The 22,241-nt window shown below is 40.2% G+C and carries 21 protein-coding genes and 3 tRNA genes; 3 read left to right on the plus strand and 21 right to left on the minus strand.

Going from position 1 to position 22,241, the window contains the following annotated elements:
- Positions 1 to 81 precede the first annotated feature (81 nt).
- The 5 genes from J4N46_RS07730 to J4N46_RS07750 all read right to left on the minus strand — a co-directional run bounded on the left by J4N46_RS07730 (position 82) and on the right by J4N46_RS07750 (position 4,305).
- Positions 82 to 1,233 carry an ABC transporter permease gene (locus J4N46_RS07730; protein WP_208058833.1) on the minus strand — a complete coding sequence of 384 codons (1,152 nt, stop codon included), beginning with the start codon at positions 1,231 to 1,233 and terminating at the stop codon, positions 82 to 84.
- A gap of 16 nt (positions 1,234 to 1,249) precedes the next feature.
- Entirely contained in the window at positions 1,250 to 1,984 is a 735-nt protein-coding gene (locus J4N46_RS07735) for an ABC transporter ATP-binding protein (protein ID WP_208058834.1), read from the minus strand.
- Between the two features lie 128 nt (positions 1,985 to 2,112).
- Positions 2,113 to 2,427, minus strand: a complete 315-nt coding sequence (locus J4N46_RS07740) for a hypothetical protein (RefSeq protein WP_095900794.1) — start codon at positions 2,425 to 2,427, stop codon at positions 2,113 to 2,115.
- A 47-nt stretch (positions 2,428 to 2,474) separates the two neighbouring features.
- The gene (locus J4N46_RS07745) at positions 2,475 to 3,389 is read right to left on the minus strand and encodes an ABC transporter ATP-binding protein (RefSeq protein ID WP_208058835.1); all 915 of its coding nucleotides are present in this window, start codon (positions 3,387 to 3,389) and stop codon (positions 2,475 to 2,477) included.
- 76 nt (positions 3,390 to 3,465) lie between these two features.
- Positions 3,466 to 4,305 (minus strand): hypothetical protein, encoded by an 840-nt coding sequence (locus J4N46_RS07750; RefSeq protein WP_208058836.1) that lies wholly within the window; start codon positions 4,303 to 4,305, stop codon positions 3,466 to 3,468.
- A 253-nt stretch (positions 4,306 to 4,558) separates the two neighbouring features.
- Between J4N46_RS07750 and J4N46_RS07755 the strand changes: the two genes are divergently transcribed.
- Positions 4,559 to 4,888 carry a DMT family transporter gene (locus tag J4N46_RS07755; protein ID WP_208058837.1) on the plus strand — a complete coding sequence of 110 codons (330 nt, stop codon included), beginning with the start codon at positions 4,559 to 4,561 and terminating at the stop codon, positions 4,886 to 4,888.
- Between the two features lie 135 nt (positions 4,889 to 5,023).
- On the opposite strand, the gene J4N46_RS07760 is transcribed toward J4N46_RS07755, so the two are convergent.
- The 4 genes from J4N46_RS07760 to J4N46_RS07775 all read right to left on the minus strand — a co-directional run bounded on the left by J4N46_RS07760 (position 5,024) and on the right by J4N46_RS07775 (position 9,332).
- On the minus strand, positions 5,024 to 6,187 hold the full coding sequence (locus J4N46_RS07760) for a PDDEXK nuclease domain-containing protein (RefSeq protein ID WP_208058838.1): 1,164 nt from the start codon (positions 6,185 to 6,187) through the stop codon (positions 5,024 to 5,026).
- A gap of 236 nt (positions 6,188 to 6,423) precedes the next feature.
- Positions 6,424 to 7,353 (minus strand): HlyD family secretion protein, encoded by a 930-nt coding sequence (locus J4N46_RS07765; RefSeq protein ID WP_208058839.1) that lies wholly within the window; start codon positions 7,351 to 7,353, stop codon positions 6,424 to 6,426.
- 6 nt (positions 7,354 to 7,359) lie between these two features.
- Positions 7,360 to 8,640: a TolC family protein gene (locus tag J4N46_RS07770; protein ID WP_208058840.1), complete on the minus strand. Its 1,281-nt coding sequence runs from the start codon at positions 8,638 to 8,640 to the stop codon at positions 7,360 to 7,362.
- Between the two features lie 74 nt (positions 8,641 to 8,714).
- The gene (locus J4N46_RS07775) at positions 8,715 to 9,332 is read right to left on the minus strand and encodes a TetR/AcrR family transcriptional regulator (protein WP_208058841.1); all 618 of its coding nucleotides are present in this window, start codon (positions 9,330 to 9,332) and stop codon (positions 8,715 to 8,717) included.
- 223 nt (positions 9,333 to 9,555) lie between these two features.
- Between J4N46_RS07775 and ggt the strand changes: the two genes are divergently transcribed.
- Together ggt and lipA are read left to right on the plus strand one after the other, a co-directional pair.
- Positions 9,556 to 11,268 carry a gamma-glutamyltransferase gene (gene ggt, locus J4N46_RS07780; protein ID WP_208058842.1) on the plus strand — a complete coding sequence of 571 codons (1,713 nt, stop codon included), beginning with the start codon at positions 9,556 to 9,558 and terminating at the stop codon, positions 11,266 to 11,268.
- A gap of 82 nt (positions 11,269 to 11,350) precedes the next feature.
- The gene (lipA, locus tag J4N46_RS07785; protein ID WP_009414600.1) at positions 11,351 to 12,208 is read left to right on the plus strand and encodes a lipoyl synthase; all 858 of its coding nucleotides are present in this window, start codon (positions 11,351 to 11,353) and stop codon (positions 12,206 to 12,208) included.
- 62 nt (positions 12,209 to 12,270) lie between these two features.
- Here lipA and J4N46_RS07790 read toward each other — a convergent pair whose 3' ends face one another.
- From J4N46_RS07790 to J4N46_RS07845, 12 genes are all read right to left on the minus strand, one after another.
- Positions 12,271 to 13,272, minus strand: coding sequence for a vWA domain-containing protein (locus J4N46_RS07790; protein ID WP_208058843.1), 1,002 nt, complete (start codon positions 13,270 to 13,272; stop codon positions 12,271 to 12,273).
- Between the two features lie 23 nt (positions 13,273 to 13,295).
- On the minus strand, positions 13,296 to 14,924 hold the full coding sequence (locus tag J4N46_RS07795) for a BatD family protein (protein WP_208058844.1): 1,629 nt from the start codon (positions 14,922 to 14,924) through the stop codon (positions 13,296 to 13,298).
- 60 nt (positions 14,925 to 14,984) lie between these two features.
- A complete protein-coding gene (locus tag J4N46_RS07800; protein WP_208058845.1) occupies positions 14,985 to 15,848 on the minus strand; it encodes a DUF58 domain-containing protein in 864 nt (287 codons plus the stop codon).
- Positions 15,849 to 15,871: 23 nt separating this feature from the next.
- Complete coding sequence (locus J4N46_RS07805) at positions 15,872 to 16,564, minus strand: plasmid pRiA4b ORF-3 family protein (RefSeq protein WP_208058846.1); 693 nt, start codon at positions 16,562 to 16,564, stop codon at positions 15,872 to 15,874.
- A 31-nt stretch (positions 16,565 to 16,595) separates the two neighbouring features.
- Positions 16,596 to 17,597 (minus strand): AAA family ATPase, encoded by a 1,002-nt coding sequence (locus tag J4N46_RS07810; RefSeq protein WP_009414605.1) that lies wholly within the window; start codon positions 17,595 to 17,597, stop codon positions 16,596 to 16,598.
- A gap of 158 nt (positions 17,598 to 17,755) precedes the next feature.
- Positions 17,756 to 17,829 (minus strand) — tRNA-Arg (locus J4N46_RS07815).
- A 70-nt stretch (positions 17,830 to 17,899) separates the two neighbouring features.
- Positions 17,900 to 17,974, minus strand: a tRNA-Pro gene (locus J4N46_RS07820).
- A 30-nt stretch (positions 17,975 to 18,004) separates the two neighbouring features.
- Positions 18,005 to 18,088 (minus strand) — tRNA-Ser (locus tag J4N46_RS07825).
- 168 nt (positions 18,089 to 18,256) lie between these two features.
- Positions 18,257 to 20,440 carry a DNA helicase RecQ gene (gene recQ, locus J4N46_RS07830; RefSeq protein ID WP_009414606.1) on the minus strand — a complete coding sequence of 728 codons (2,184 nt, stop codon included), beginning with the start codon at positions 20,438 to 20,440 and terminating at the stop codon, positions 18,257 to 18,259.
- 98 nt (positions 20,441 to 20,538) lie between these two features.
- A complete protein-coding gene (locus tag J4N46_RS07835; protein ID WP_009414607.1) occupies positions 20,539 to 21,126 on the minus strand; it encodes a DUF3109 family protein in 588 nt (195 codons plus the stop codon).
- A gap of 12 nt (positions 21,127 to 21,138) precedes the next feature.
- On the minus strand, positions 21,139 to 21,759 hold the full coding sequence (gene recR / locus J4N46_RS07840; protein WP_208058847.1) for a recombination mediator RecR: 621 nt from the start codon (positions 21,757 to 21,759) through the stop codon (positions 21,139 to 21,141).
- 7 nt (positions 21,760 to 21,766) lie between these two features.
- Complete coding sequence (locus J4N46_RS07845) at positions 21,767 to 22,231, minus strand: low molecular weight protein-tyrosine-phosphatase (RefSeq protein ID WP_208058848.1); 465 nt, start codon at positions 22,229 to 22,231, stop codon at positions 21,767 to 21,769.
- Positions 22,232 to 22,241: the final 10 nt, after the last annotated feature.

A 22,241-nucleotide genomic window follows, 5' to 3' on the forward strand; every position in this document is an offset into this window, starting at 1 on the left:
AAGTTTTACATTAGGGTTTGGAGGGAAAATTGCGGTAGTGGCTGAGGACTCACTGCTTTGAACTCACAACTAAACACTAACTTATTCTAAACGGACTTTGAACTTTTTCATTGCAAGGCTTAGAAATAGGATTGCCATTGTGATAAGAATTAGGGTTTCTTGCCATACATAACCAAAACTGAGCCCTTTAAGCATTACTTTTTTTACGATACTATAATAATAGCTGGAAGGGAAGACTTTGGATATTCCTTGAAAAACAAGGGGCATATTCTCTATGGGGAACATAAAGCCTGTAAAGAAGGCGGTGGGGAGCATTAACCCCATCATTGAGATGAGCATCGCCGTTTGTTGTGAGGCTGTTATGGTGGATATAAGTAGCCCCAAAGATAGACAGATGATGATGAACAGAGTACTTTCGGCATAAAGCAGTAGCAAATTGCCTCGCACCGGTACTTCGAGCATATAAGCCGAGAGTAAGAGTATCACAGTAAAGTTGATAAGCGAGAGTATCAGGTAGGGAGTGGCTTTGGCTATGAGTATTTTTAGGGGGTTGAAGGGGGATACTAAAAGGATTTCCATAGTTCCTAATTCTTTTTCGCGCACAACTGCTACTGAGGTGAGGGCAGTGCTTACTATCATAAAGACGAGTGCTATCACCCCAGGAACGAAGTTCATCGAACCATTTTGGGCTGGGTTGTACAGCATTCGGTTTTCTACCACTATCTGATAAGAAGGTTGCGCCGTAGGGTTGAGTGTTTGCTGGTAGCTGAGCAATATGGCATTGAGGTAGTTTTCTACCGTTTTGGCGGTATTGGGGTCAGCTCCATCGGTGATGAGTTGTAGGGTAGTGCCTTGGGGCGTGTATAGGTCTTTACCAAAATCAGGAGGGAAGAGAAGTGCGGCTTTGAGTGTGCCTCGCTTGAATTGGGTTTCTATTTCATCGTAATTGAGCAAGGGCTCTTTCACCTTGAAATAAGGACTTGCAGCGACTTGCGTTTGGATTTGCTGTGTATAGGTGTTGTGCGCCTTGTCGAGGACTGCGATTGAGATGTTCTTGACCTCGCTGCTGAGGGCTTGACCAAATAGGAGTATTTGGGCTATGGGAATACCGAAGAGTATCAGCAAGGTGCGGCGGTCTCGGAATACGTGATAGAATTCCTTGCGTATAAAGGCTATAAGCTGTTTCATTGGGTTTGTAATTAGGTTCTTAGGGATTAAAGGGCGAATTGCCATTCGCCCCTACACGGGGTTATTCATTGCGTTTTGCATTGCGGGCGAGCTGATAGAAAACTTCGTCCATTGAATGGGTGTTGTATTGTTTTTTGAGGTGGGTGGGGGTATCTAAGGCTGCTACTTTGCCATCGACCATTATACTGATGCGGTTGCAGTACTCGGCTTCGTCCATATAATGGGTGGTGACAAATACGGTGATGCCTTGCGCGGAGGCTTCGTATATCATATCCCAAAACTGACGACGTGTGATAGGGTCTACACCACCGGTAGGCTCATCTAAGAACACAATTTCGGGACGGTGGAAGATAGCTACCGAAAAGGCGAGCTTCTGCTTCCAGCCCAGCGGTAGCGACCCTACGAGTTTATTGGCTTCTGCCTGCAAGCCGAGCTTGGTGATAAGGTGAGCACTGCGGGTTTTGATTTCCTTGCGACTCAATCCATAGACGCCCCCGTAAAAGGTGATGTTTTCCTGTACGGTGAGATTGTCATACAACGAGAACTTCTGACTCATATAACCGATGTGCTTCTTTATCTGCTCTTGCTGTGTATAAACATCGAAGCCTGCTACACGCGCCTGCCCTGAGGTGGGATAGGAAAGTCCGCAGAAGATGCGTATGGCAGTGGTTTTGCCCGCGCCATTGGCACCAAGGAAGCCGAAGATTTCGCCTTTTTCAACAGTAAGAGAAATGTTGTTTACGGCTTTGAAGTCGCCGAACTGCTTAGTGAGGTTGTTACATTCTATGGCTGTCATCTTATTAATTAGCAAATTAGTAAATGTGAAAATTAGTAAATTGCCCCCTCTCACTTACTCGGCAACTGCCAACAATCCCAAAGGGGACAACTTATAAAGGGGATTGATAGCGATTGAAGGAGTGCTTTTTATTTATAATAATAATACCAATTTCCGTTATATTCTTTATCACAATCTTCTTGAGAGGCGAAAGTACAGTCTTTTATACCTTCTTCCGGGTATTCCTTTTTGCGTAGTAATTGTTTGTGATAATTGCTTATTTTTTGTAATAATCCTATCTCTTTTGCTTTATTTAAAGCTTCTTCTGTCTCGAAAATATAAGACACAAAATAATCTTGTGGGGCTATATAAGCTCCAAAATCTAAGGAAGCATATACTTCACTAAAGGTTGCTTTTACCTCTTCTTGTGTTTCAGCAACAATATTTTTCCATATTTTGCTCATTGTTTATCTTTTTTAATTTCAACTTTGCTAAAGATTTGGTTCAGAATTTATATATTCCCTTTTTCCTCCATTAGGCGGATAAAACTGTCCTCGATGGTGGGGGTGATGGGCTGCCAATCGAGGTGGGGGAAGGTAGTTTTCAGCTGCTGCTGGAATAAGGTTATATTGGTGTCTTCTTTGAGGGTAAGGTGCAAATACTCGCCAAAGGGGTAACAACTATCTATTTCGGGCTTTTGGCGCAGGTGTTGGAGCAGTGCGTACAGGTCGGGAGCCTTGACAGCATAGAGTGTTGTGGGGTAATCGGCGATAATTTGCGCAGGGGTGCTGGTGGATAGTACTTTGCCTGATTGTATTAGGGCTATGCGGTCACATAGGCTGGCTTCGTCCATATAAGGGGTGGAAACGAGTATACTGATGCCTTGCTCTTTGAGCTTGGCGAGCATTTGCCAGAATTCTTTGCGCGAAACTACATCTACGCCGGTGGTGGGTTCGTCTAAAAAAAGCACTTTGGGCTTGTGTATGAGGGCGCAGCATAGGGCTAACTTTTGCTTCATTCCGCCTGAAAGTTTGCCTGCTCTGCGATTGCAGAAGGGCTTTATCTGCTCGTAAATATCCTTAATAAGGGGGTAGTTCTGCTCTATGGTTGTGCCAAAGACGGTGGCGAAGAATTGTAGGTTTTCTTGCACGGTAAGGTCTTGGTATAGGGAGAAGCGCCCAGGCATATAGCCCACACAGTTGCGGATTTGTTTGTAATCGCGGACGATGTCCCAACCCTCGATGGTTGCTGTACCCTCATCAGGCAATAGGAGGGTAGTGAGCATACGGAAGACGGTGGTTTTGCCTGCGCCATCTGGACCGATGAGCCCAAATAGTTCGCCTTTCTCTACTTGTAAGGAGAGGTTTTGGACGGCTTGGGTAGTACCGTAGGACTTGGTGAGATTTTGTATATCTATGCTTGTCATTTTTTGATTTGTTGATTTATCAATGAGCTACAAGCTCTGTTCTTGGTAGGCACGAGCCACAGGCTCGCGCTAGCAATTAGTTTAGGTATTTTTGGATAAGGGTAGATAAATAAGCTTTATCCACAGCGAACCATTGGCTTTCTTCTTCTTTATCTCGGTAACTCCAATGCTCGAAAAGGAACTTATCAGGTGTTGGAATAAGAGCTGCAATGTGTGAGTAATAGTATTCTCCCTCAGTAATAGGTTCATAACCTTTTATCACGCATTCACTAATAATCTCAAGGGTATCTAAACTAAAGGCATACCATATTCCTTGTGTACTGGAGAAAATACCAAAATGCTCGTCTACTTGCCATATATTAAGTATACCTTCACCGTCAGTATCAGAGAGTTGTTTTTCTTTTAGTATCTCAAAATCGGGATAGGAAGCTAACATCAGTCCGTCATCAAAGTTAGTAAGAAGGGAACGATTGCCAAGAGGAAACATATATATGTAGCTATCAGGCAGTTTTTGATAGATTCTCAGTTCATTACCTTCTAAAGCAATATAGTAACTTTCTGACCAACCTGCACCATCTAATAAGGAAATAGTTACTTCATTTTCTTTAGGCAGATGGGTAAGCCATAAACTCGCTGCACCAAAAGGGTCTTCCATCTCCAATGAGGCTATAGTTTTACCATTTTCATCAATAGCCATAAGAGTAAAAGTCTCATTCTCATTGTATAGGGTACACCATAAATAGGTGTGATTTAGAGATTCTTCGTAATGGAGCACATCCCCTTTGATAAAGTACTCTTTACTTGTTTTTGTGTTCTTTACCGAGAGTCCTTCCTCGGTAAGAGTCATAAGTTTATCCCCACTGTTGAGTTTTTCGGGAATAGAAGTAAGGGTTTGATATTGTTCAATGTAAATCATAGTATAAAGGTTTTATTTTTCTTCTTTCTTCTTGTACCTAACCACAATAAAAGTATAAGTATCCACATTATAATACTTTTAGGAAGTATTTTAGTACAGTTAGCCCAATTGCTGGGTAATACTATTCATTTTTCTGATTTGTCAATTTGTCGGTTTTGCAAATGAGCTACAAGCTTTATGTGTTCTATGAGTTTTAATTTCATCTTCAGTAAAATTGTTATATTTTTGCCACGAATTTAGATACTATACTTATATGCATTACCTATACCTCACTTTAGCGATTGTTTTAGAGGTCTTAGCCACCGCTCTTTTAGGTAAATCGGAAGGGTTTACCAAGTGGTTGTTTGCCGTAGGCTCGCTGTTGTCTTATGGTGTTTGTTTTTACTTTTTATCCTTAGCCCTCAAGAATATTCCGTTGGGGGTAGCCTACGCTATCTGGTCGGGGGTGGGGATTGTACTGACAGCTGTCGTGAGTATTCTTGTTTTTAAGAACAAAATAGACTTGCCTTTTGTACTGGGTTCTTTGCTTATCATCGCTGGGGTGGTGGTGATTAACCTTTTTTCAAAGGCAAATGGACACTGATGTAATCATTAAATTAATAGATTAGCCAATTAGTTAATTCGGCAATAAACTTATTTATTTTTGACTTCGTTAGAGTTTCGACGGTCGCGACCGCCGAATTAAAAAAGGCTGTTTAGGGGGGTAATCCTGAAACAATTATCCTTTCTTTTTTAAAATTTCTATCATTTTATTTACATCGGGTAAAGCCTTACGCAGTTTTTCAGGCATATCGTCCAAAGTTTTATAGGTAGCTACTCCCATTGGCTTTGTATAATCACGTACGGCATACTGGGCGTAAGAATGGTTAGCTGTTTGGCAAAGTACAATACCTATAGAGGAGTTTTCGTGTGGCTTACGTACGTGGTCATCAAGTATTTGTAGATAACCAAAAAGCTGTCCTAAATAAGAGGTTTTAAACTCTCCTAATTTCAATTCTACCACTACCATAGCGTTTAATTCTCTATTGAAAAAAAGCAAATCAGGAAATTGTTCTACTCCATAGATTTCCAAATGGTATTGATTGCCAATAAAAGCAAAATCACGACCAAAAGTCATAATGAAGTTTTTGATATTCTGCACAATTTTTTGCTCTACTACACGCTCATCTACATCAATACTTTCACGTTGTCCTATCTCTTCCACATTAATAAAATCAAGCAAATACTCGTCTTTAAACATCTCTACAGCGCGACGTGCTTCTATAGGGTCGTTAATAGTCCTCGCGAAATTACTAGGCATATATCCTTGACTTTTATAAGCATCTTCTTTTATTAATTGACGTAGTTTCCTTATACCAAGATGCTCTTCTGCTGTACGATGTATATAATAATAGCGTTCCCGTACATCCTTTGTTCCGCCTATAATGATAGAGTGATGAGTAAAAGGCACTTTAAAAAAATCTTCTACTGGAAATTCTGTAACGTTGCTAATTTGCATCGTATGAAATATATCTATCTCATTATCAGAAGATAACAATTCGACGGTCGCGACCGTCGAATTACTCTTTTCTAATTCAGCAGTAGTAACTGCTAAATTAGCATCAAGTATTTCCCACGCCTCATAAAAGCGCCTCATATCCTTCATTTGAGTTCCAGAAAAACCTCGAAGTCCAGGAAGCTCTTTGCGAAGTTGCTCACTGATAGCAACTAATGCTCCCTCTCCCCAACTACGATTGCGCGTGTGCTTAGATAAATATTTACCAATAGAAAAATATAGAACAAGCTGCACACGGTTCACATCCTTTGCGGCTTCGTATTGTCCTTGTAGTATAGCTGTCTTTATAACCTTTACAGCTGCATCATATAGTACTAAATCACTCATAAAAACATTTATTAAAAAAGTTATATCCTAAAGGAATGCAAATATACAAATTTGTTTTTATTACATCATTTTAGATTTTTCTTCTTCTATACCTACCCTCTACATTGAATATACTTACACCGAAAGAACAGCGAAGGATGAGCGAAGGATGAGCGAAGGATAAGCGAAGGATAAGCGCGAAAGATCACCAAAGTACAAACATCTAACGATTGCCTAATAAGCAGAAAAAATATCTATTAATGAAACAGTACTTCGCCGTACATTCCTATCTTTATGTAGCCATCGTTCTTTACTTTGACTTTGATGGCGTAGACGAGGTTGGCGCGTTCATCTTTGGTCTGTATGGTTTTGGGGGTAAATTCGGCTTTGCTGGCGATGTAGGTTATTTCTCCTTTGTAGGTGTGCTGCCCGCCTTCTGCGGCATCGGTGTGGACGGTAACGGCTTGTCCTAACTTGATTTGTGGCAGTTGGTTGCCGGTGATGTAGGCTTTGAGGGTGAGGGTATCGGTATTGGCTATCTTATAAAGTGGCTTTCCGTAGGTTTGCATTTCGCCTTTGAGGGCGTAATTGACAAGTACTGTGCCGGTAGTAGGGTTGATAATCTCTCCTTGATTAATTTGTGCTTGTACGGCTTCGGCATTCTTTTGCAAGGGGACTTCTTGGCTTAATATGCTGTTGTTCTGAGTGTTGATATTGGTGAGGCTTGCTTTGAGCTGGTTTTGTGTTACGGTGAGTTGCTTTTGGAGCTGGCTAACTACGGCGGTGAGGTCATCTAACTGCTTTTGTGTGGCGGCTCCTCCTGCTACGAGTTGTTTTACACGGCTTAGTTCGTGCTGTTGTTGTTCTAACTGAGCTTTTTGTACTTCGTACTGGCTTCGTATGAGTGCGGCTTGATCATCGGGGTTTAGGGTTTTGTTTTTGAGTGTGGCGATAGTGGCTTCTACTTGCTGTTTTTGCAGTTGTAGCACTTCGGTGTTTATTTGTCCTACTTTTTGTCCTTCGGTGAGGGTTTGTCCTTCTTGGACGTTATAGGAGATAAGTTGCCCGTTTTGTTGGGCTGAAACGATGACTTCATCGGCTATAAAGTTGCCTGAGGCATCGAAATTGTTTTTGTGATTGCAGGCGATAAGGGCTGCAAGAGCGGTGATAAGAGTTATTTTTTTCATTGTTAATTAATCATTAAGTATTAGTTTTTGGTTTTCTTGGGCTTGTAGTAGTTGTATTTGGTGTAGTTGTAGGGTTTGCTGGGCGAGGTGCTGGGCATTGATTTTTTGGAGGTATTCGTGGGTGGTAATAACACCATTATCTAACTGCACTTGGGCGGCTTGGGTAATGCTTTGGTGTAGGGCTACATTCTCTTTGTCTTGCTCTATCAGCTTTTGTAGCTTTTTGAGCTGCTCGGACTGCTGAGTAAGGTCGAGTTGGGTGTTGCGCAAAAAGGCATCGCGGTCTGCCAAGAGACTTTCGCGGCTTAGGCGGAATATATTCTTTTTGCTGGACAAGTTGTACAGAGGGCTTAGGTTCCACTGCAAACGGACGCCTGTGATGTAGTAGAAATCGGCTTGGTTATTAAGTATATTGAGTGTAGGACGCCCATATCCGCCTTGGAAAAACGCGCTTAACTTGGGCATATATTCGCTATTGAGCTGTTTTTCTTGGGTTTTGAGCAGCGACTCTTGTAGCTGAAATGCTTTGAGTTCGGGGCGTAGGTTTTCGCTGGATAGAGGCTTACTTGCTAACTCGGATGCAGGTAGTGTGAGCTGGGTGGCGCTGGTGAGTTCTTTTCCTATGAAGATGGATAGCATTTGCAGGTAGGAGGCTTGTGTGGCTTCATATTCAGTAGATTGCATTGTTACTCGTAGGATTTCGGCTTTGAGCTCGGCTACATTGCTGGGCAGTGTGGTGCCGTTTTGTAGGGCTACTTCGGCTTTGTTGAGTTGTGATTGTAGGGTTTCTATATTAAGTTGGTTTTGAGTGCGTTGCGCTTCGATAAGGAGTATTCCGAAATATAGGTTGCTCACGCGTTGCTTAATGGTATACAACTGTGTTTCGACTGCTTGGATTTGGACGGCAGTTTGTGCTTTGGCAATAGCCTTTTGACTGCGAATGGTACCCCCACCATAGAGGAGTTGGCTGACTTCACCTACTACTTTGTATTGCTGTTTATCAATAGTGGGTAAAGAGATGTTGGGTAGCAAGGGGAGTACGCCTGCAACAGACTTGGAAAGGTCGGTTACTTCGGACTGATAGGTGGCTTGCCCCAAGATAGAAAACTGTGGGAGGTAGGCACGGTTGGCATTGGCAAGGGTGTAAGCTTCGGTTTTGGTGAGCAAATCAAGCTTTTGGATTGTTGGGTAATTCTCTTGGGAAAGTTGGTAACAATCATTCAGGGTTATCGTTTGTTGTGCGATACCTATGATTGGAAAGAGCAGAAGTGATGTTATGAACTTCATATGTAATTGTTGTTTATGTTATACAATACGTTTAACCATTTGGTTAGGGTATGAATAAAAAAATATATGCCCTACTAATCACCCGTTTTAGGTAGGAACAATATCGTCTTAATCCATTGAGGAATAAGGGTTTTGCGCTGGATCATTAAGGCTTTGTATTGCTCTTCGGGTAGGTTGGTAATTGCGCTTAGCATAGGCTTAGCAACGAAAGGGAATATCACCAATCCGATAACGTTGAGAATAGTGTGCATTAGATTAGGCTCGGTTACTATTCCTTGAATTACGGCTTGGGCATACTGACGGGCGAATACTGAGTGAGTAAGGGCTTCGTTTATAGGAGTTTGTTCTACAAAGAATTGTGGATTGGGGCGTACTTCATTAAGTATAAAGGTGGGTAATTCGGGTTCTTCTAAGAGTAAATCGATATAATTAGCCACTACACGCTCTATTTTTTCTTCTAAGGAGGTGTTTTCATCATTGAGTATGATACCTACTCCTTTGAAGAATTGTGCCATTGTTTCCATCATTACGATTTCAAATAGTTTTTCTTTGCTACGAAAATAATAGTTAAGCATAGCGTGGTTGATATTGGCTTCTTCGGCGATGTCGCGGGTACGTGTTGCGGCATAGCCTTTTTGATGAAATACTTTGCGGGCAGCTTGCTTGATGCGTTCTTCGGTATTTGTATCCATTATTAGTTATTAACTGTTTGATTTCGGGTACAAAGGTACGCTAACCGATTGTATTAACCAAATGGTTAATGTTAATTTTTTGTTAAGTTTTTTATGAGATAGGTGGGAGGTAATTTTGAATTATGAATTAAGAATTTGCATTAAACATTAATCATTGCATATTAATCATTATTCATTATTTTTTTGTATCTTTGCATCAAACTTTTAAATTGATATTATACTAATGGTTAAGAGATTGTTTTTAGGGGTTGTTGGGCTTATTTTGACAATGGGCTGCAACCGTACAAATAGCGATAAAGTAGCTGATACTGTGGTTACTAAGGGATTGGTGGCAGAGCATGCTATGGTGGTGTGTGCTAAGGAGGAGGCTGCGCAAATAGGCTTGGCAATATTGCAAAAGGGTGGCAATGCCTTTGATGCAATGGTGGCTACGGAGCTGGCTTTGGCGGTGAGTTACCCGAATGCGGGGAACATTGGCGGGGGTGGTTTTATGGTGTACCGCTTGGCTGATGGCGAAAAGGGGGCGTTGGACTACCGCGAAAAGGCTCCTGCGAAGGCACATAGAGATATGTATTTGGACAAAGACGGCAAGGTAATTGCCGACAAGAGTACGCTGGGGGCTTTGGCTATTGGGGTGCCTGGTACGATTGATGGGTTATTTGCCGTGCACGAACGCTTTGGCAAGCTACCGATGGCGGAGCTGATTCAGCCTGCTATTGATTTGGCTCGTAATGGGGTGGTTATTACACCTTTACAGGCTGATTTTTATATGAATAAGAATGTGGAGCTGATAAAAAAGGCTAATAACTACGTTACGCCGTTTGAGAATGGTTGGAAGGCGGGCGAGCGTTTTAAATATGAGGAGCTGGCGCAGACTTTGGAACGCATTAGAGATAACGGTAGGGCTGAGTTTTACGAGGGTGAAACGGCGAAACGAATAGTGAATTATGTGCAGGAGCTGGGGGGAATACTCTCACTAGAGGACTTGAAAGGCTATCATTCGCAATGGCGCAAACCTATTACATTTAACTATAAAAACTATACGGTGAGCTCTATGCCACTGCCTTCGAGTGGGGGTATTTGCCTCGCGCAGATACTCAAGAGTGTAGAGCCTTACCATATTGAGCAATATGCGCATAATGGGGTGGAGTATATCCAGCTACTTGTGGAGGCTGAAAGGCGTGCATATGCTGACCGCGCTTACTATATGGGTGATCCTGACTTTGTGAAAGTGCCTGTAGAGGAGCTGCTATCGGCGGAGTATTTAAAGGGGCGTATGGATAGTTTTTCGTGGGATAAGGCGAGCAAATCGAGCGAGATTAGGCAGGGTACTATAGTGGGGTATGAGAGTGATGAGACTACGCATTACTCTATAGTGGATAGTTTTGGCAATGCGGTGGCTGTAACTACTACGCTGAACACCAACTACGGCTCTAAAGTGTATGTGAAAGGAGGCGGTTTTTTCCTAAATAACCAAATGGACGACTTTAGTATTAAGCCAGGTGAGCCTAATACTTACGGGCTAGTGGGCTCTGAAAAGAATGCTATTGCGCCTCATAAACGTATGCTGAGCTCTATGGCGCCTACGATTGTAGAGGAGAATGGGAAGCTACGAATGGTAATAGGTACACCTGGGGGCTCTACGATTATTACTTCGGTATTGCAGTGTATGCTGAATGTATTTGAGTATGGAATGACGATGCAGGAGTCGGTAAGCCAACCTCGTTTTCATCATCAGTGGCTTCCTGATGATGTGATGTTTGAGCCTAAGGGCTTTGCTCCTGAGGTGATAAGCCAGCTAAAGGCGAAGGGGTATGTAACAAAAGAGGAGAACTTTGTGATTATAGGCAGGGTAGATGCTATTTTGGTGGATAAAGATGGTAAATTGGAAGGAGGAGCAGACCCACGAGGTGATGATGTGGCAAGGGGATTTTAGGACTTTTTTTATAGAGAGGTATTGTTAGTTTATAAAAAAGTTGTACTTTTGTGTCGTTTTTTAAAGATACAACAAATAGAAGATGAATGTAGAAACTGTTGCTACTAAGCCAGATTGGATACGGGTAAAGCTTCCTACAGGGAAGAAATACACCGAATTACGGAATGTAGTAGATAAATATAACTTACATACGATTTGTACTTCGGGCAGCTGCCCTAATATGGGCGAATGCTGGGGTGAGGGTACGGCTACTTTTATGATTCTGGGGAATATATGTACTCGCTCGTGTGGTTTTTGTGGTGTAAAGACGGGACGACCAGAATCACTGGACTGGGAAGAGCCAGAGAAGGTGGCACGCTCTATCAAACTGATGAATATTAAGCACGCTGTACTTACCTCGGTGGACAGAGATGACCTGAAAGATATGGGGAGTATTATATGGGCTGAAACGGTAAGAGCTGTAAGGCGTATGAATCCGCAGACAACTATGGAGACGCTTATACCTGATTTTCAGGGTGTGGAGCGTAATTTGAACCGTATTTTGGGTGCAGCTCCTGAGATTATCTCGCACAATATGGAGACGGTGCGCCGCCTTACTCGCGAGGTGCGAATACAAGCGAAATACGACCGCAGCTTGGGTGTGTTGCGCTACTTGAAAGAGAATGGTGCTAATCGCACTAAATCGGGGATTATGCTGGGCTTAGGCGAAAGGGAAGAGGAGGTAATTGAGACACTTCACGACCTGAAAGAGGCTAAGGTGGATATTGTAACAATAGGACAATACTTGCAGCCAAGCAAGCGACACTTGCCTGTAAGGGCTTTTGTAACGCCTGACCAGTTTGCTAAATATAAGGAGATAGGTATGAGCTTGGGCTTCCGACACGTGGAGAGTGGTGCGCTGGTACGCTCATCATATCGTGCTCATAAGCATGTTTTATAGGCATAAAAAAGCGATAGCTGTTTAGTGGCTATCGCTTTTTTTGTTTGTAAGGTTCTTATTTATTAGACTTCATTTCTGAATAAAGTATGCTTGAGTAGGAACTCTAATAGCAGTAATACACCTGCAATAAGTACCCATAATCGGAATTTTTCATCTACTTCGGTGTACTTAAATTCTTCTACTTTGGTAGTTTCCATTTGATTGATTTCATCGTAAATTTGTTGTAGTTTTTGGTTATTAGTAGCACGGAAATAGCGTCCGTTGGTGGTTTTTGCTATTTTCTTCATTAGTGGCTCATCAATATCTACTTGTTGCATTCGGTAAATGATGCTTCCGTCTATATTAAGGGCGTAAGGTGAAAGTGCCATTCCGTTGGTACCGATACCTACGGTATATACCTTGATGCCGTATTCAGCAGCGAGTTCGGCTGCCGTTTGAGGGTCTATAAATCCTGTATTATTAACACCATCGGTGAGAAGGATAATGACACGGCTTTTGGCTTTGCTTTCTTTTAGCCGATTTACGGCAGTGGCTAATCCCATACCGATAGCTGTACCATCTTCTATTTGCCCGTAAGTGAGTTCAGAAAGGGCGTTGAGGATAATGCTTTTATCGCTAGTTACGGGGGTTTTGGTATAGCTTTCGCCTGCGTAAATTACGAGTCCGATACGGTCATTAGGACGGTCTTTTACGAATTGAGAAGCTACTTTCTTGAGGGCTTCGAAGCGGTTGGGTTTAAGGTCTTGCGATAGCATACTTGCTGATACGTCAATAGCCATTACTATATCTATGCCTTCGGTTATCTTGGTTTTTGCACTTTCTGAGCGCGTTTGGGGGCGTGCTAAGGCTATGATTAGTAGGGTTACGGCTATTATCCTGAGCAAGAATAGCAGGTGGTAAAGCTGATTGTAGAGGCTTTTTGCTCTTTTGAAAGCTACGGTGGAGGAGATGGTAACGCTGGGTTTTGACTTTTTATCCCAAAAGAAATGCCATAATATCATCAATGGCAGTAGTAATAAAAGCCAAAAGAACTGGGGGTGAGCAAATATAATATTCTTGAACATTTTAGTAATTCTATATTGATGTATTATTCGGTTTTGAAAACTATTGAGCCTACTACCCTTTGAGCTATGGCTTCGGCTTGAGGATTATCTACATAAGTAATGAGCAGTTGCTGCAAGGCATTGTTCTCTGTAAAGCTATAAAGTTCATAAGAGGCTATGAAACTATTTCCTTTTACATCGGGGATTGTCATCTTGCCGTATACTTTTATACCTTTGGCACCTGTAGCGGAGGTGTATTCTTCTTGCAAGGTAGTAATGTTTTTAGCTCCTGCTTTGTCTAACTGCGAGAGTACGATTTCATTTACCTTCTGAGGGTCTAAAGTAAGCTCTTGTTGCGCTCCTTGTTGGGCAGTGTTTTGCGTCTCTTTTTTGAATGTAATAATGTTGGTCATTATATACAAAGGAGCATTGAGACTACCCCAATAGAACGTTTGCTGGCTACCTATGAGCGACTTGTATTCGGCTACATCTACAATTTGCTTACGGATAAGTACCTCTGGGGTAGTAAGTTCGGTAATAGGATAACCGTAATCACTGGTAACCCATTCTTGATTATTTAGTTTTTTATAGTCGTTTAGATAGCTATCTGACAGCTGATTGTAGGCTATTATAAAGAGCGGTATCAGCAGTATAAAGCAAATAGTTCCTATAACCGCATAACGATTGTGCTTTTTGCGGCGCTCAGCTATTTTTATTATTTCAAGTGTAAAATTATCATTGATAGGCTGCCCCTCTACAACTTCTGTAGGGATAGCCTCTTTGGTTTTTATCACTACATTCTCAATGGTTTCACGGTCATACTCTGCGTTATTATCAGAGGGCTTACTTTTGGCAAACTTCACTAAGTCGGCATTTTGTAATACACGCTTTAAGTTGAGAATGGTTTCTTGCGAAAGGTTTAGTTTTCCCTCACTTTGCAGTAGATTGATTTTAGTGAGCAGTTCATCGGTAGTACTTTCCTTAGCCAAAATATGCACTTCATCTTCTAAATATTCCTTTACAATATCGGTCAGACGAGTGTAATATTCCTTGTGTTTTGATTCTATGAGGTACTTAGAGTTTTGTAACTCTTTGAGGTCTTGAATAGCACGGTCAAAAGGTAAGAGCTTTTTGCGCTTTTCTTCGGGTGAAAGTTTCTTTCTTCGGAAGACAAAAAAGTATGATAGAAATAATAAGGCAATTATTGCTAAAGCCCCCAACAGCCACCATAACCAAGCCATAGAGTTCGTTGGTTTAGCGACATTTGTAATAGGTTTTATCTCATACAGAGGCTGTTTAAGGGTATCTATGGCAACAGTGTGCACTTCTATTTGTAAGGAATCAAGATAGTAGTCCTTATCACTAATACGCACTCTTTGGCGTGGAATGGTGTATTTTCCTTCGTCAAACTGTGTGAGGTAGTATTCTTTTATAAGTGTATAGCTTGCACCATTGCGGATAGTATCGGTATCACGTGCTTTTACCATCTCCAATGGCATAAACGTTTGCCCCTCAGGAAATGTAACTACATTCCCATTAGAGTTTTCTACCGATATTTTATAGTGGATTTGTTCTCCTATTTTGATATTTTTGGTATTAGTTTCTACCTTTACTTCCTGAGCGTAAAGTATAGGGCAAACTAATAAAAATATACAATACAATAAATGCTTCATTTTCTTTATAATCTGTTTTTTTATTGGCAGATAAGCCTACTTTTTTATTGGCTAATTATCTTATCGCCTCTTAAAGTAACCTAACAATTTTTGTGTGTAACTCTCATCATTTCGGCAACTTACAACACCAGCCCCCGATTTCTGCCACAAGCTCTCAAAATAATTCACTGTTTCACGATAATAAGCAGCATACTCCTTGCGTACCTGTCCTGAAGCTGTATTTACTCGCATCAACTCTCCTGTTTCGGCATCTTTTACCATTATATAGCCCAAATTAGGCAATTCTACCTCTTGAGCATCATAAACCCGTACACCCGTAATATCGTGTTTTTTTGCAGCTATCTGTATGGGCTTCTCATAGCCCGTATCCATAAAGTCCGACAACATAAACACTATAGCCCGTTTTTTCATCACTCTGCTGAGGAATTGTAAAGCTTCGCCTATATTTGTTTTAAAACTCTTAGGCTGAAATTCTAAAAGCTCTCTTATAATACGCAACACGTGTGATTTTCCTTTTTTAGGAGGAATATACAGCTCTATTTGGTCAGAGAAAAGAATTAAGCCTGTCTTATCATTGTTCTGAAGTGCAGAAAATGCCAATGTAGCTGCAATTTCGGTGATAATCTCACTTTTAAACTCTTCTTTTGTACCAAAGAGCTCGCTCCCACTTACATCTACCATTAGCATCAATGTAAGTTCACGTTCCTCCTCAAATACTTTCACAAAAGGCTCGTTGTAGCGCGCAGTTACGTTCCAATCTATATTCCGAATATCATCACCAAACTGATACGGACGCACCTCACTAAAGGTCATACCACGCCCTTTGAAAGTAGAGTGATACTCTCCTCCAAAAATATGATCAGAGAGCTTGCGCGTCTTTATCTCTATTTTACGTACTTTTTTTAGTAACTCTTTTGTGTCCAAAACAAATTATAATACTAATGTTATTACTTTAGTTGCCAATTATAAAACTCATAGTTATTCTGAGCATCGCTTATGAGGTCTTCATTTATACGTTCAATGTCAAAAGCATCTCTGTCCCAAGGCAATTCATAGCCTATTTCAGTAAGCCACTGTTTATAGTTATTATAATCAGCTTTAGGCTTTTTAGTTTCTAATACTTCCAACATTTCATAATACCCCCATATTCCCCCACAATTTTCGGGCGGAGGACATCCTTTACCTTTCAAACAAACAGGGTATAACAAAGTCTCCTCATCAATAGCTTCTAGCACAACCTTATGCTCCCACGAATCTCCAAAATCATATTCGTAAATAATATAATCTTTTTCTTTTTTCAAAACATCTGAAAGTAAAGTAGTTTCTGCTTCCTTGTAAATATCTTTTCGCGAATGCATTAATACCGATAGCGGATCGTTAGGGTCAAAATCATCATCTTCATCATCAGGAACATACCCCATTTCTTTTCCCATCTCCAAGTCCTCCACAGTTTTTATAAAAAGTCGTTGTTCGTTACGAGAAGATTTATAAAACTGATACAAATGAGAATTTTCCCACAAGAAAAGAGACTGTATCACATAATGTAGTGTTTTAAAAGTGAGATTGCTATTCACCTTTACCCGTCTCCAAATAATAGGCTTGGAAGAACCATCTAATGTTATTTTTAATGTATAAGCCATTCCTATAATGTTAATTGTTAATGATTAACGGCTATGGTACTTCAATTGTATTTACTATTTTATGGATAAGTTCTACCGAAGTGATATTTTCAGCTTCTGCTTCATAAGTAATACCAATACGATGACGTAATACATCAAATACTACAGCACGTACATCTTCAGGAATCACGTATCCACGCCTTTTGATAAAAGCATAACATTTAGCAGCCATAGCCAAGTTGATAGTACCACGAGGTGAAGCCCCAAAGTTAATAAGAGGTTTAAGGTCTGCCAAATTATATTTTTCAGGATAACGTGTAGCAAAAACAATCTCTAAGATATATTTTTCAATCTTCTCATCCATATACACTTCTCTTACCGCAGCTTGTGCCGATAATATTTGCTCCAAGCTCACTGTCTGATTCACTACCGCATAAGAATTACTAAGGTTATCCCTCATAATTTGCTGTTCTTCGTCCAGTTTAGGGTAATCTATCACCGTTTTCAGCATAAAACGGTCTACCTGAGCTTCGGGTAGGGGATAAGTTCCCTCCTGTTCTACAGGGTTTTGAGTAGCCATTACCATAAAAGGAGTATCAAGTTTAAAAGTAGAGTCTCCAATGGTTACTTGGCGTTCCTGCATAGCTTCCAACAAAGCAGATTGTACTTTAGCAGGAGCTCGATTTATCTCATCTGCCAATACAAAGTTAGCAAAAATAGGACCTTTCTTTATAGAAAACTCATTCTGTTTAATGTTATAAGTCATTGTACCAATCACATCGGCAGGCAACAAATCAGGAGTAAACTGAATTCTGCTAAATGACCCGTGTACCGATTTTGCAAGCGTATTGATAGAGAGCGTTTTAGCCAATCCAGGCACCCCTTCTAAAAGAATATGTCCTTTACCTAAAAGCCCAATGAGCAATGCGTTTACCATATGTTTTTGCCCAACAATAACTTTATTCATTTCGGCAGTAAGTACATCTATAAATGCACTTTCTTTCTCAATCTTTTCGTTTATCTTGCTGATATCTACTGCAGTTCTTTGTTCCATATATTAATTATTTTTTTCAATATTTTCATTGTACAAATATTATGCCGCACACTGCAAAAGTACAAAATAATTTTAATCTACAAAAACAAAATAACGCAGAGCTATTACTCTGCGTTATTCTGAACATAAATTTTAATACAAAATGAAACAAATTCTCGTGATCACGACAGGATTCGAACCTGTGACCGTCTGCTTAGAAGGCAGATGCTCTATCCAGCTGAGCTACGTGACCCCCTATACTCCAAAAAAAATATTCCAATAATGCAACTCATCAAGAAACATTAATGAAATATTATTTTTAGTCGGGGCGGCAGGATTCGAACCTGCGACCTCCTGGTCCCAAACCAGGCGCGATGACCGGACTACGCTACGCCCCGAATAATTAACAGCCTTTTTATAAAAAGATGCGGAGAGACTGGGACTCGAACCCAGGCGACGGTTACCCGCCGACAGATTAGCAATCTGCTCCGTTACCACTCCGGCACCTCTCCCACTATATGTTTAAGAACTTGTTTTGTCTCATTTGCGGTTGCAAAGGTACTACTTTTTTCATTACCTGCAAATTTTTTAGCAACTTTTTTTCTTATTTTTTTATCTATTTTTATTAACTATCTATCTATTAGATATTTATATATAATATTTTTTTCTATCCACTCCTGTTAATTAGCCATTTCACTGATAAATTTTAAACGATATATCCGCAATTCATCGTCTTCGTAATCGCCTGCAAACTCTTTTGAGGCAAGTGATATTTTATCGCTCTCAGCCTCCATAAAATATTCGTGTAACTCTTCTTGCTGCTCTTCATCAAAAATCTCATTCACCCAATAATCTATATTTAGCTTTGTACCACTATATACTATCTGTTCCATTTCCTTTAAAAATTCGTCCATTTCCAATCCCTTAGCTTGTGCAATATCAGGCAAGGGCAGTTTCCTATCTATATTCTGAATAATGAACAATTTTAGTGAAGAGTTAGAACCTGTAGTTTTCACTATCAAATCCTCAGCACGCACTATCTCATTCTCTTCCACATAGCGTGCTATAAGTTTAACAAACTCACCACCATATTTTTTAGCCTTACCTTCTCCTATTCCGTGTACATTAGTAAGCTCCTGAATAGTAATAGGATATTTCAATGCCATATCTTCCAACGAAGGGTCTTGAAACACTACAAACGGCGGTACCCCTTTTTGTTTAGCTACTTTCTTACGCAAATCCTTTAGCATCTCAAGTAGCACTGGGTCTGCTACCGAAACAGTATTGTTATTACTCTCATCAGGTTCTTCCTCAAAAGTATGGTCTTCAGTCATCATAAAAGAAGGTACCTCTACTAAAAATTCTTTACCCTTATCAGTAATAAACATAACACCATAGGTTTCAATATCTTTACGGATAAGCCCATTTACCATTACCTGTCGCAATAGTGCCATCCAATAAGCATCATCTTTATCTTTACCTATTCCAAAAAACTCTTGTTCATCAATGCGATGAGCCTTAATCAATGCACTAACCTTACCAATAAGAGTGTTTACTATCTCCTTAGCTTTAAATTTCTGCTTAGTAGCAATAATTACATTTAGTAATTTCACTACATCATCTTTTGCCTCTTTCTTTTCTTTGGGGAAGCGAACATTGTCGTCCATATCGGCACCCTCGCCATTCACTTCGTCAAATTCTTCGCCAAAGTAATGTAAAATAAACTTGCGGCGTGAGCTTGAAGTTTCAGCATATGCCACAATATCTTGCAGTAATGCCTGACCTATTTCCTGTTCGGCAATAGGCTTGCCTATCATAAATTTTTCTAATTTCTCTACATCTTTATACGAATAGAAAGCCAAGCAATGACCTTCGCCACCATCACGCCCTGCGCGTCCTGTTTCTTGATAGTAACTTTCTATACTTTTAGGAATGTCGTGGTGTATTACAAAGCGCACATCAGGTTTATCAATCCCCATACCAAAAGCAATGGTAGCCACTACTACATCCACTTCTTCCATCAAGAACATATCCTGATGTTTAGCACGTGTTTTGGCATCTAATCCAGCGTGATACGGAACTGCCGAAATACCATTTACTTGCAGAGTTTGCGTTAGCTCCTCTACCTTTTTTCTACTTAAACAGTAAATAATCCCCGATTTTTTTGGATTTTGTTTTACAAAACGAATAATATCAGCATCTACATTTTTAGTTTTGGGGCGTACCTCGTAATACAAATTAGGACGGTTGAATGATGATTTAAAAACATTTGCATCAGTCATTGCCAAGTTTTTCAATATATCTTCTTGCACTTTAGGCGTTGCAGTTGCTGTAAGGGCTACTATGGGTATATTAGTACCCAATCGTTCTATAATAGTTTTTATATTGCGATATTCAGGCCTGAAATCGTGCCCCCATTCCGAAATACAATGCGCCTCATCAACAGCCACAAATGAAATAGGTACTGTCTTCAAAAAATTAGCATATTCTTCTTTTATAAGCGATTCAGGAGCTACGTATAGTAGTTTCGTTTTCCCATTGCTAATATCTTCCATTACCTCACGTATCTCATTTTTAGTGAGCGATGAGTTAAGCACGTGAGCAATACTATCCGTTGATGAAATACCTCTCATAGCATCTACCTGATTCTTCATCAATGCTATAAGTGGCGAAATAACAATAGCGGTACCCTCTAACACCAATGCAGGTAGTTGGTAACATAATGATTTACCACCCCCTGTAGGCATAATCACAAAAGTATTTTCTTTGTTAATTACGCTGGTAATAATTTCTTCCTGGTGCCCTTTAAACGATTCAAAACCAAAATAATGTTTTAGAGCACTATGTAAATCATCTTTTGTCATTTTATATCTAAATTCTTATGTTGTGTTTTTTCCTCTTCAACAATTATTTTACAAATATACAACTTTTTCTTGATAACGCAAAAAATATTTTTACTATTTTATTTCTTTATTTTTTTATCTTTCAAATGAGCCGCTATCAGCTCCAATTCCTCATACCATTGGCTGCCAAATTTCCTTATAAGTGCCTCTTTTACAAACTTGTAGATAGGCACTTGCAATTCTTTCCCCAAAGTGCAGGCATCATCGCATATAGGGTGCCAGCGGTGGTAATTAGCAGCTGTGAATGAGGTGTATTCTTGTAATCTTATAGGGTATAAATGGCAGGATATAGGTTTTTTCCAACCGATTTTCTTATCGTTATAGGCTTGTTCTATAGCACATAGTGCCCAACCTTTTTCATTTCTAATCACATAAGCACATTCACCCCCGTTTATCAGTGGAGTTTCCCATTCACCATCACTACCTTTTATATAAACACCTTGAGCATCAATAGCGGCACGCCCTTCTTCTGTAAGATATGGTGCTACGGCAGGATATATTTGTTCCATTATTTCCAACTCATTCTCATCCACTGGGGCACCTGCATCGCCTTCTATACAACAAGCACCTTTACAAGCATTTAGGTTGCATACAAAATCATTTTCAATAATATCTTCTGAAATAATTGTATCTGCTATCTGTATCATCTTTGTGTTCTTTTAATTTGAGATTATAGCTTTTTCAAATGGAATGCGTTGTGCAATACTTCTCCCCAAAGTAACCTCATCGGTATATTCCAATTCACCTCCCACTGCTATACCACGAGCAATGGTCGAAATGGTAATGGGGTAAGCCTCTATTTGTTTGTAAATATAAAAATTAGTCGTATCGCCCTCCAAAGTATTGCTAAGGGCAAATATAAGCTCTGTTACAGAGCCGCTTTTTACTTTTTCTACAAGTGAAGCGATATGCAGGTCTGACGGCGAAATACCATCAATAGGAGATATTTTTCCTCCCAGCACGTGGTATTGTCCAAAAAACTGATGGGTATTTTCAATAGCCATTACATCGCGAAAGTCCTCCACTACACATATAACCCCTGTATTACGAACAGGGTTGGCACATATCTCACATAGTTCTGCATCAGAGAGGTTATGGCAATTTTGGCAATACTGTATATGTGTACGCAAAGCCAACAAAGCCTCTGCCAATTGCAATGTTTGTTCTTCGGGCTGTTTCAGCAAATGCAAAGCCAAACGCAACGCAGTGCGCTTACCAATACTTGGAAGCTGTGAAATTTCATACACAGCATTTTCCAACAGTTTTGATGAAAAATCCAAAACGTCTTTATTTAGAAGTTAATTTATGAGCTATTTTCTCACACGAATCATTGATAAGGTTATAAACATTTTCAAAATCCTTTTCCTCACCATAGTAGGGGTCGGGAATTTCGTGACGAGTCATTCCGTTAAGCGCATCTGCTAAAAAATAAACTTTTCGCAATTCAGTTTCTTTTCTCGCCATCTTGATGATATTTTTGTAATTAAACTTATCCATTACAAAAATGTAATCAAAATTAGCAAAGTCGTTTACTGTGAATTGTCGTCCTCTTAATATTGAAATATCTATACCGTGTTTTTTTGCTGAAGCTATAGATCGCTCGTCCGGAGGAGTACCAATGTGGTAATCTGATGTTCCTGCTGAATCTACCTCAAAACGATCGGCGGGTAGCTTGCTCCTCAATACTCCTTCTGCTAAAGGTGAACGACAGATATTCCCTAAGCAAACCATCAGTATTTTAGTTTTTTTCATTTTTTATTTA

The sequence above is a fragment of the Capnocytophaga bilenii genome, assembly GCF_017565765.1.
Taxonomy (GTDB): domain Bacteria; phylum Bacteroidota; class Bacteroidia; order Flavobacteriales; family Flavobacteriaceae; genus Capnocytophaga; species Capnocytophaga bilenii.

What these genes read in the sequence shown, in the direction of transcription:
- recQ (WP_009414606.1), bottom strand. Translation starts at nt 20,440, where the DNA reads ATGACAAAAGATGATTTACATAGTGCTCTAAAACATTATTTTGGTTTT.
- J4N46_RS07805 (WP_208058846.1), bottom strand. Translation starts at nt 16,564, where the DNA reads ATGGCTTATACATTAAAAATAACATTAGATGGTTCTTCCAAGCCTATT.
- lipA (WP_009414600.1), top strand. Translation starts at nt 11,351, where the DNA reads ATGAATGTAGAAACTGTTGCTACTAAGCCAGATTGGATACGGGTAAAG.
- J4N46_RS07755 (WP_208058837.1), top strand. Translation starts at nt 4,559, where the DNA reads ATGCATTACCTATACCTCACTTTAGCGATTGTTTTAGAGGTCTTAGCC.
- J4N46_RS07770 (WP_208058840.1), bottom strand. Translation starts at nt 8,640, where the DNA reads ATGAAGTTCATAACATCACTTCTGCTCTTTCCAATCATAGGTATCGCA.
- J4N46_RS07750 (WP_208058836.1), bottom strand. Translation starts at nt 4,305, where the DNA reads ATGATTTACATTGAACAATATCAAACCCTTACTTCTATTCCCGAAAAA.
- J4N46_RS07740 (WP_095900794.1), bottom strand. Translation starts at nt 2,427, where the DNA reads ATGAGCAAAATATGGAAAAATATTGTTGCTGAAACACAAGAAGAGGTA.
- J4N46_RS07775 (WP_208058841.1), bottom strand. Translation starts at nt 9,332, where the DNA reads ATGGATACAAATACCGAAGAACGCATCAAGCAAGCTGCCCGCAAAGTA.
- J4N46_RS07795 (WP_208058844.1), bottom strand. Translation starts at nt 14,924, where the DNA reads ATGAAGCATTTATTGTATTGTATATTTTTATTAGTTTGCCCTATACTT.
- J4N46_RS07730 (WP_208058833.1), bottom strand. Translation starts at nt 1,233, where the DNA reads ATGGCAATTCGCCCTTTAATCCCTAAGAACCTAATTACAAACCCAATG.
- J4N46_RS07765 (WP_208058839.1), bottom strand. Translation starts at nt 7,353, where the DNA reads ATGAAAAAAATAACTCTTATCACCGCTCTTGCAGCCCTTATCGCCTGC.
- J4N46_RS07760 (WP_208058838.1), bottom strand. Translation starts at nt 6,187, where the DNA reads ATGAGTGATTTAGTACTATATGATGCAGCTGTAAAGGTTATAAAGACA.
- J4N46_RS07790 (WP_208058843.1), bottom strand. Translation starts at nt 13,272, where the DNA reads ATGTTCAAGAATATTATATTTGCTCACCCCCAGTTCTTTTGGCTTTTA.
- J4N46_RS07810 (WP_009414605.1), bottom strand. Translation starts at nt 17,597, where the DNA reads ATGGAACAAAGAACTGCAGTAGATATCAGCAAGATAAACGAAAAGATT.
- J4N46_RS07845 (WP_208058848.1), bottom strand. Translation starts at nt 22,231, where the DNA reads ATGAAAAAAACTAAAATACTGATGGTTTGCTTAGGGAATATCTGTCGT.
- J4N46_RS07745 (WP_208058835.1), bottom strand. Translation starts at nt 3,389, where the DNA reads ATGACAAGCATAGATATACAAAATCTCACCAAGTCCTACGGTACTACC.
- J4N46_RS07835 (WP_009414607.1), bottom strand. Translation starts at nt 21,126, where the DNA reads ATGATACAGATAGCAGATACAATTATTTCAGAAGATATTATTGAAAAT.
- ggt (WP_208058842.1), top strand. Translation starts at nt 9,556, where the DNA reads ATGGTTAAGAGATTGTTTTTAGGGGTTGTTGGGCTTATTTTGACAATG.
- J4N46_RS07735 (WP_208058834.1), bottom strand. Translation starts at nt 1,984, where the DNA reads ATGACAGCCATAGAATGTAACAACCTCACTAAGCAGTTCGGCGACTTC.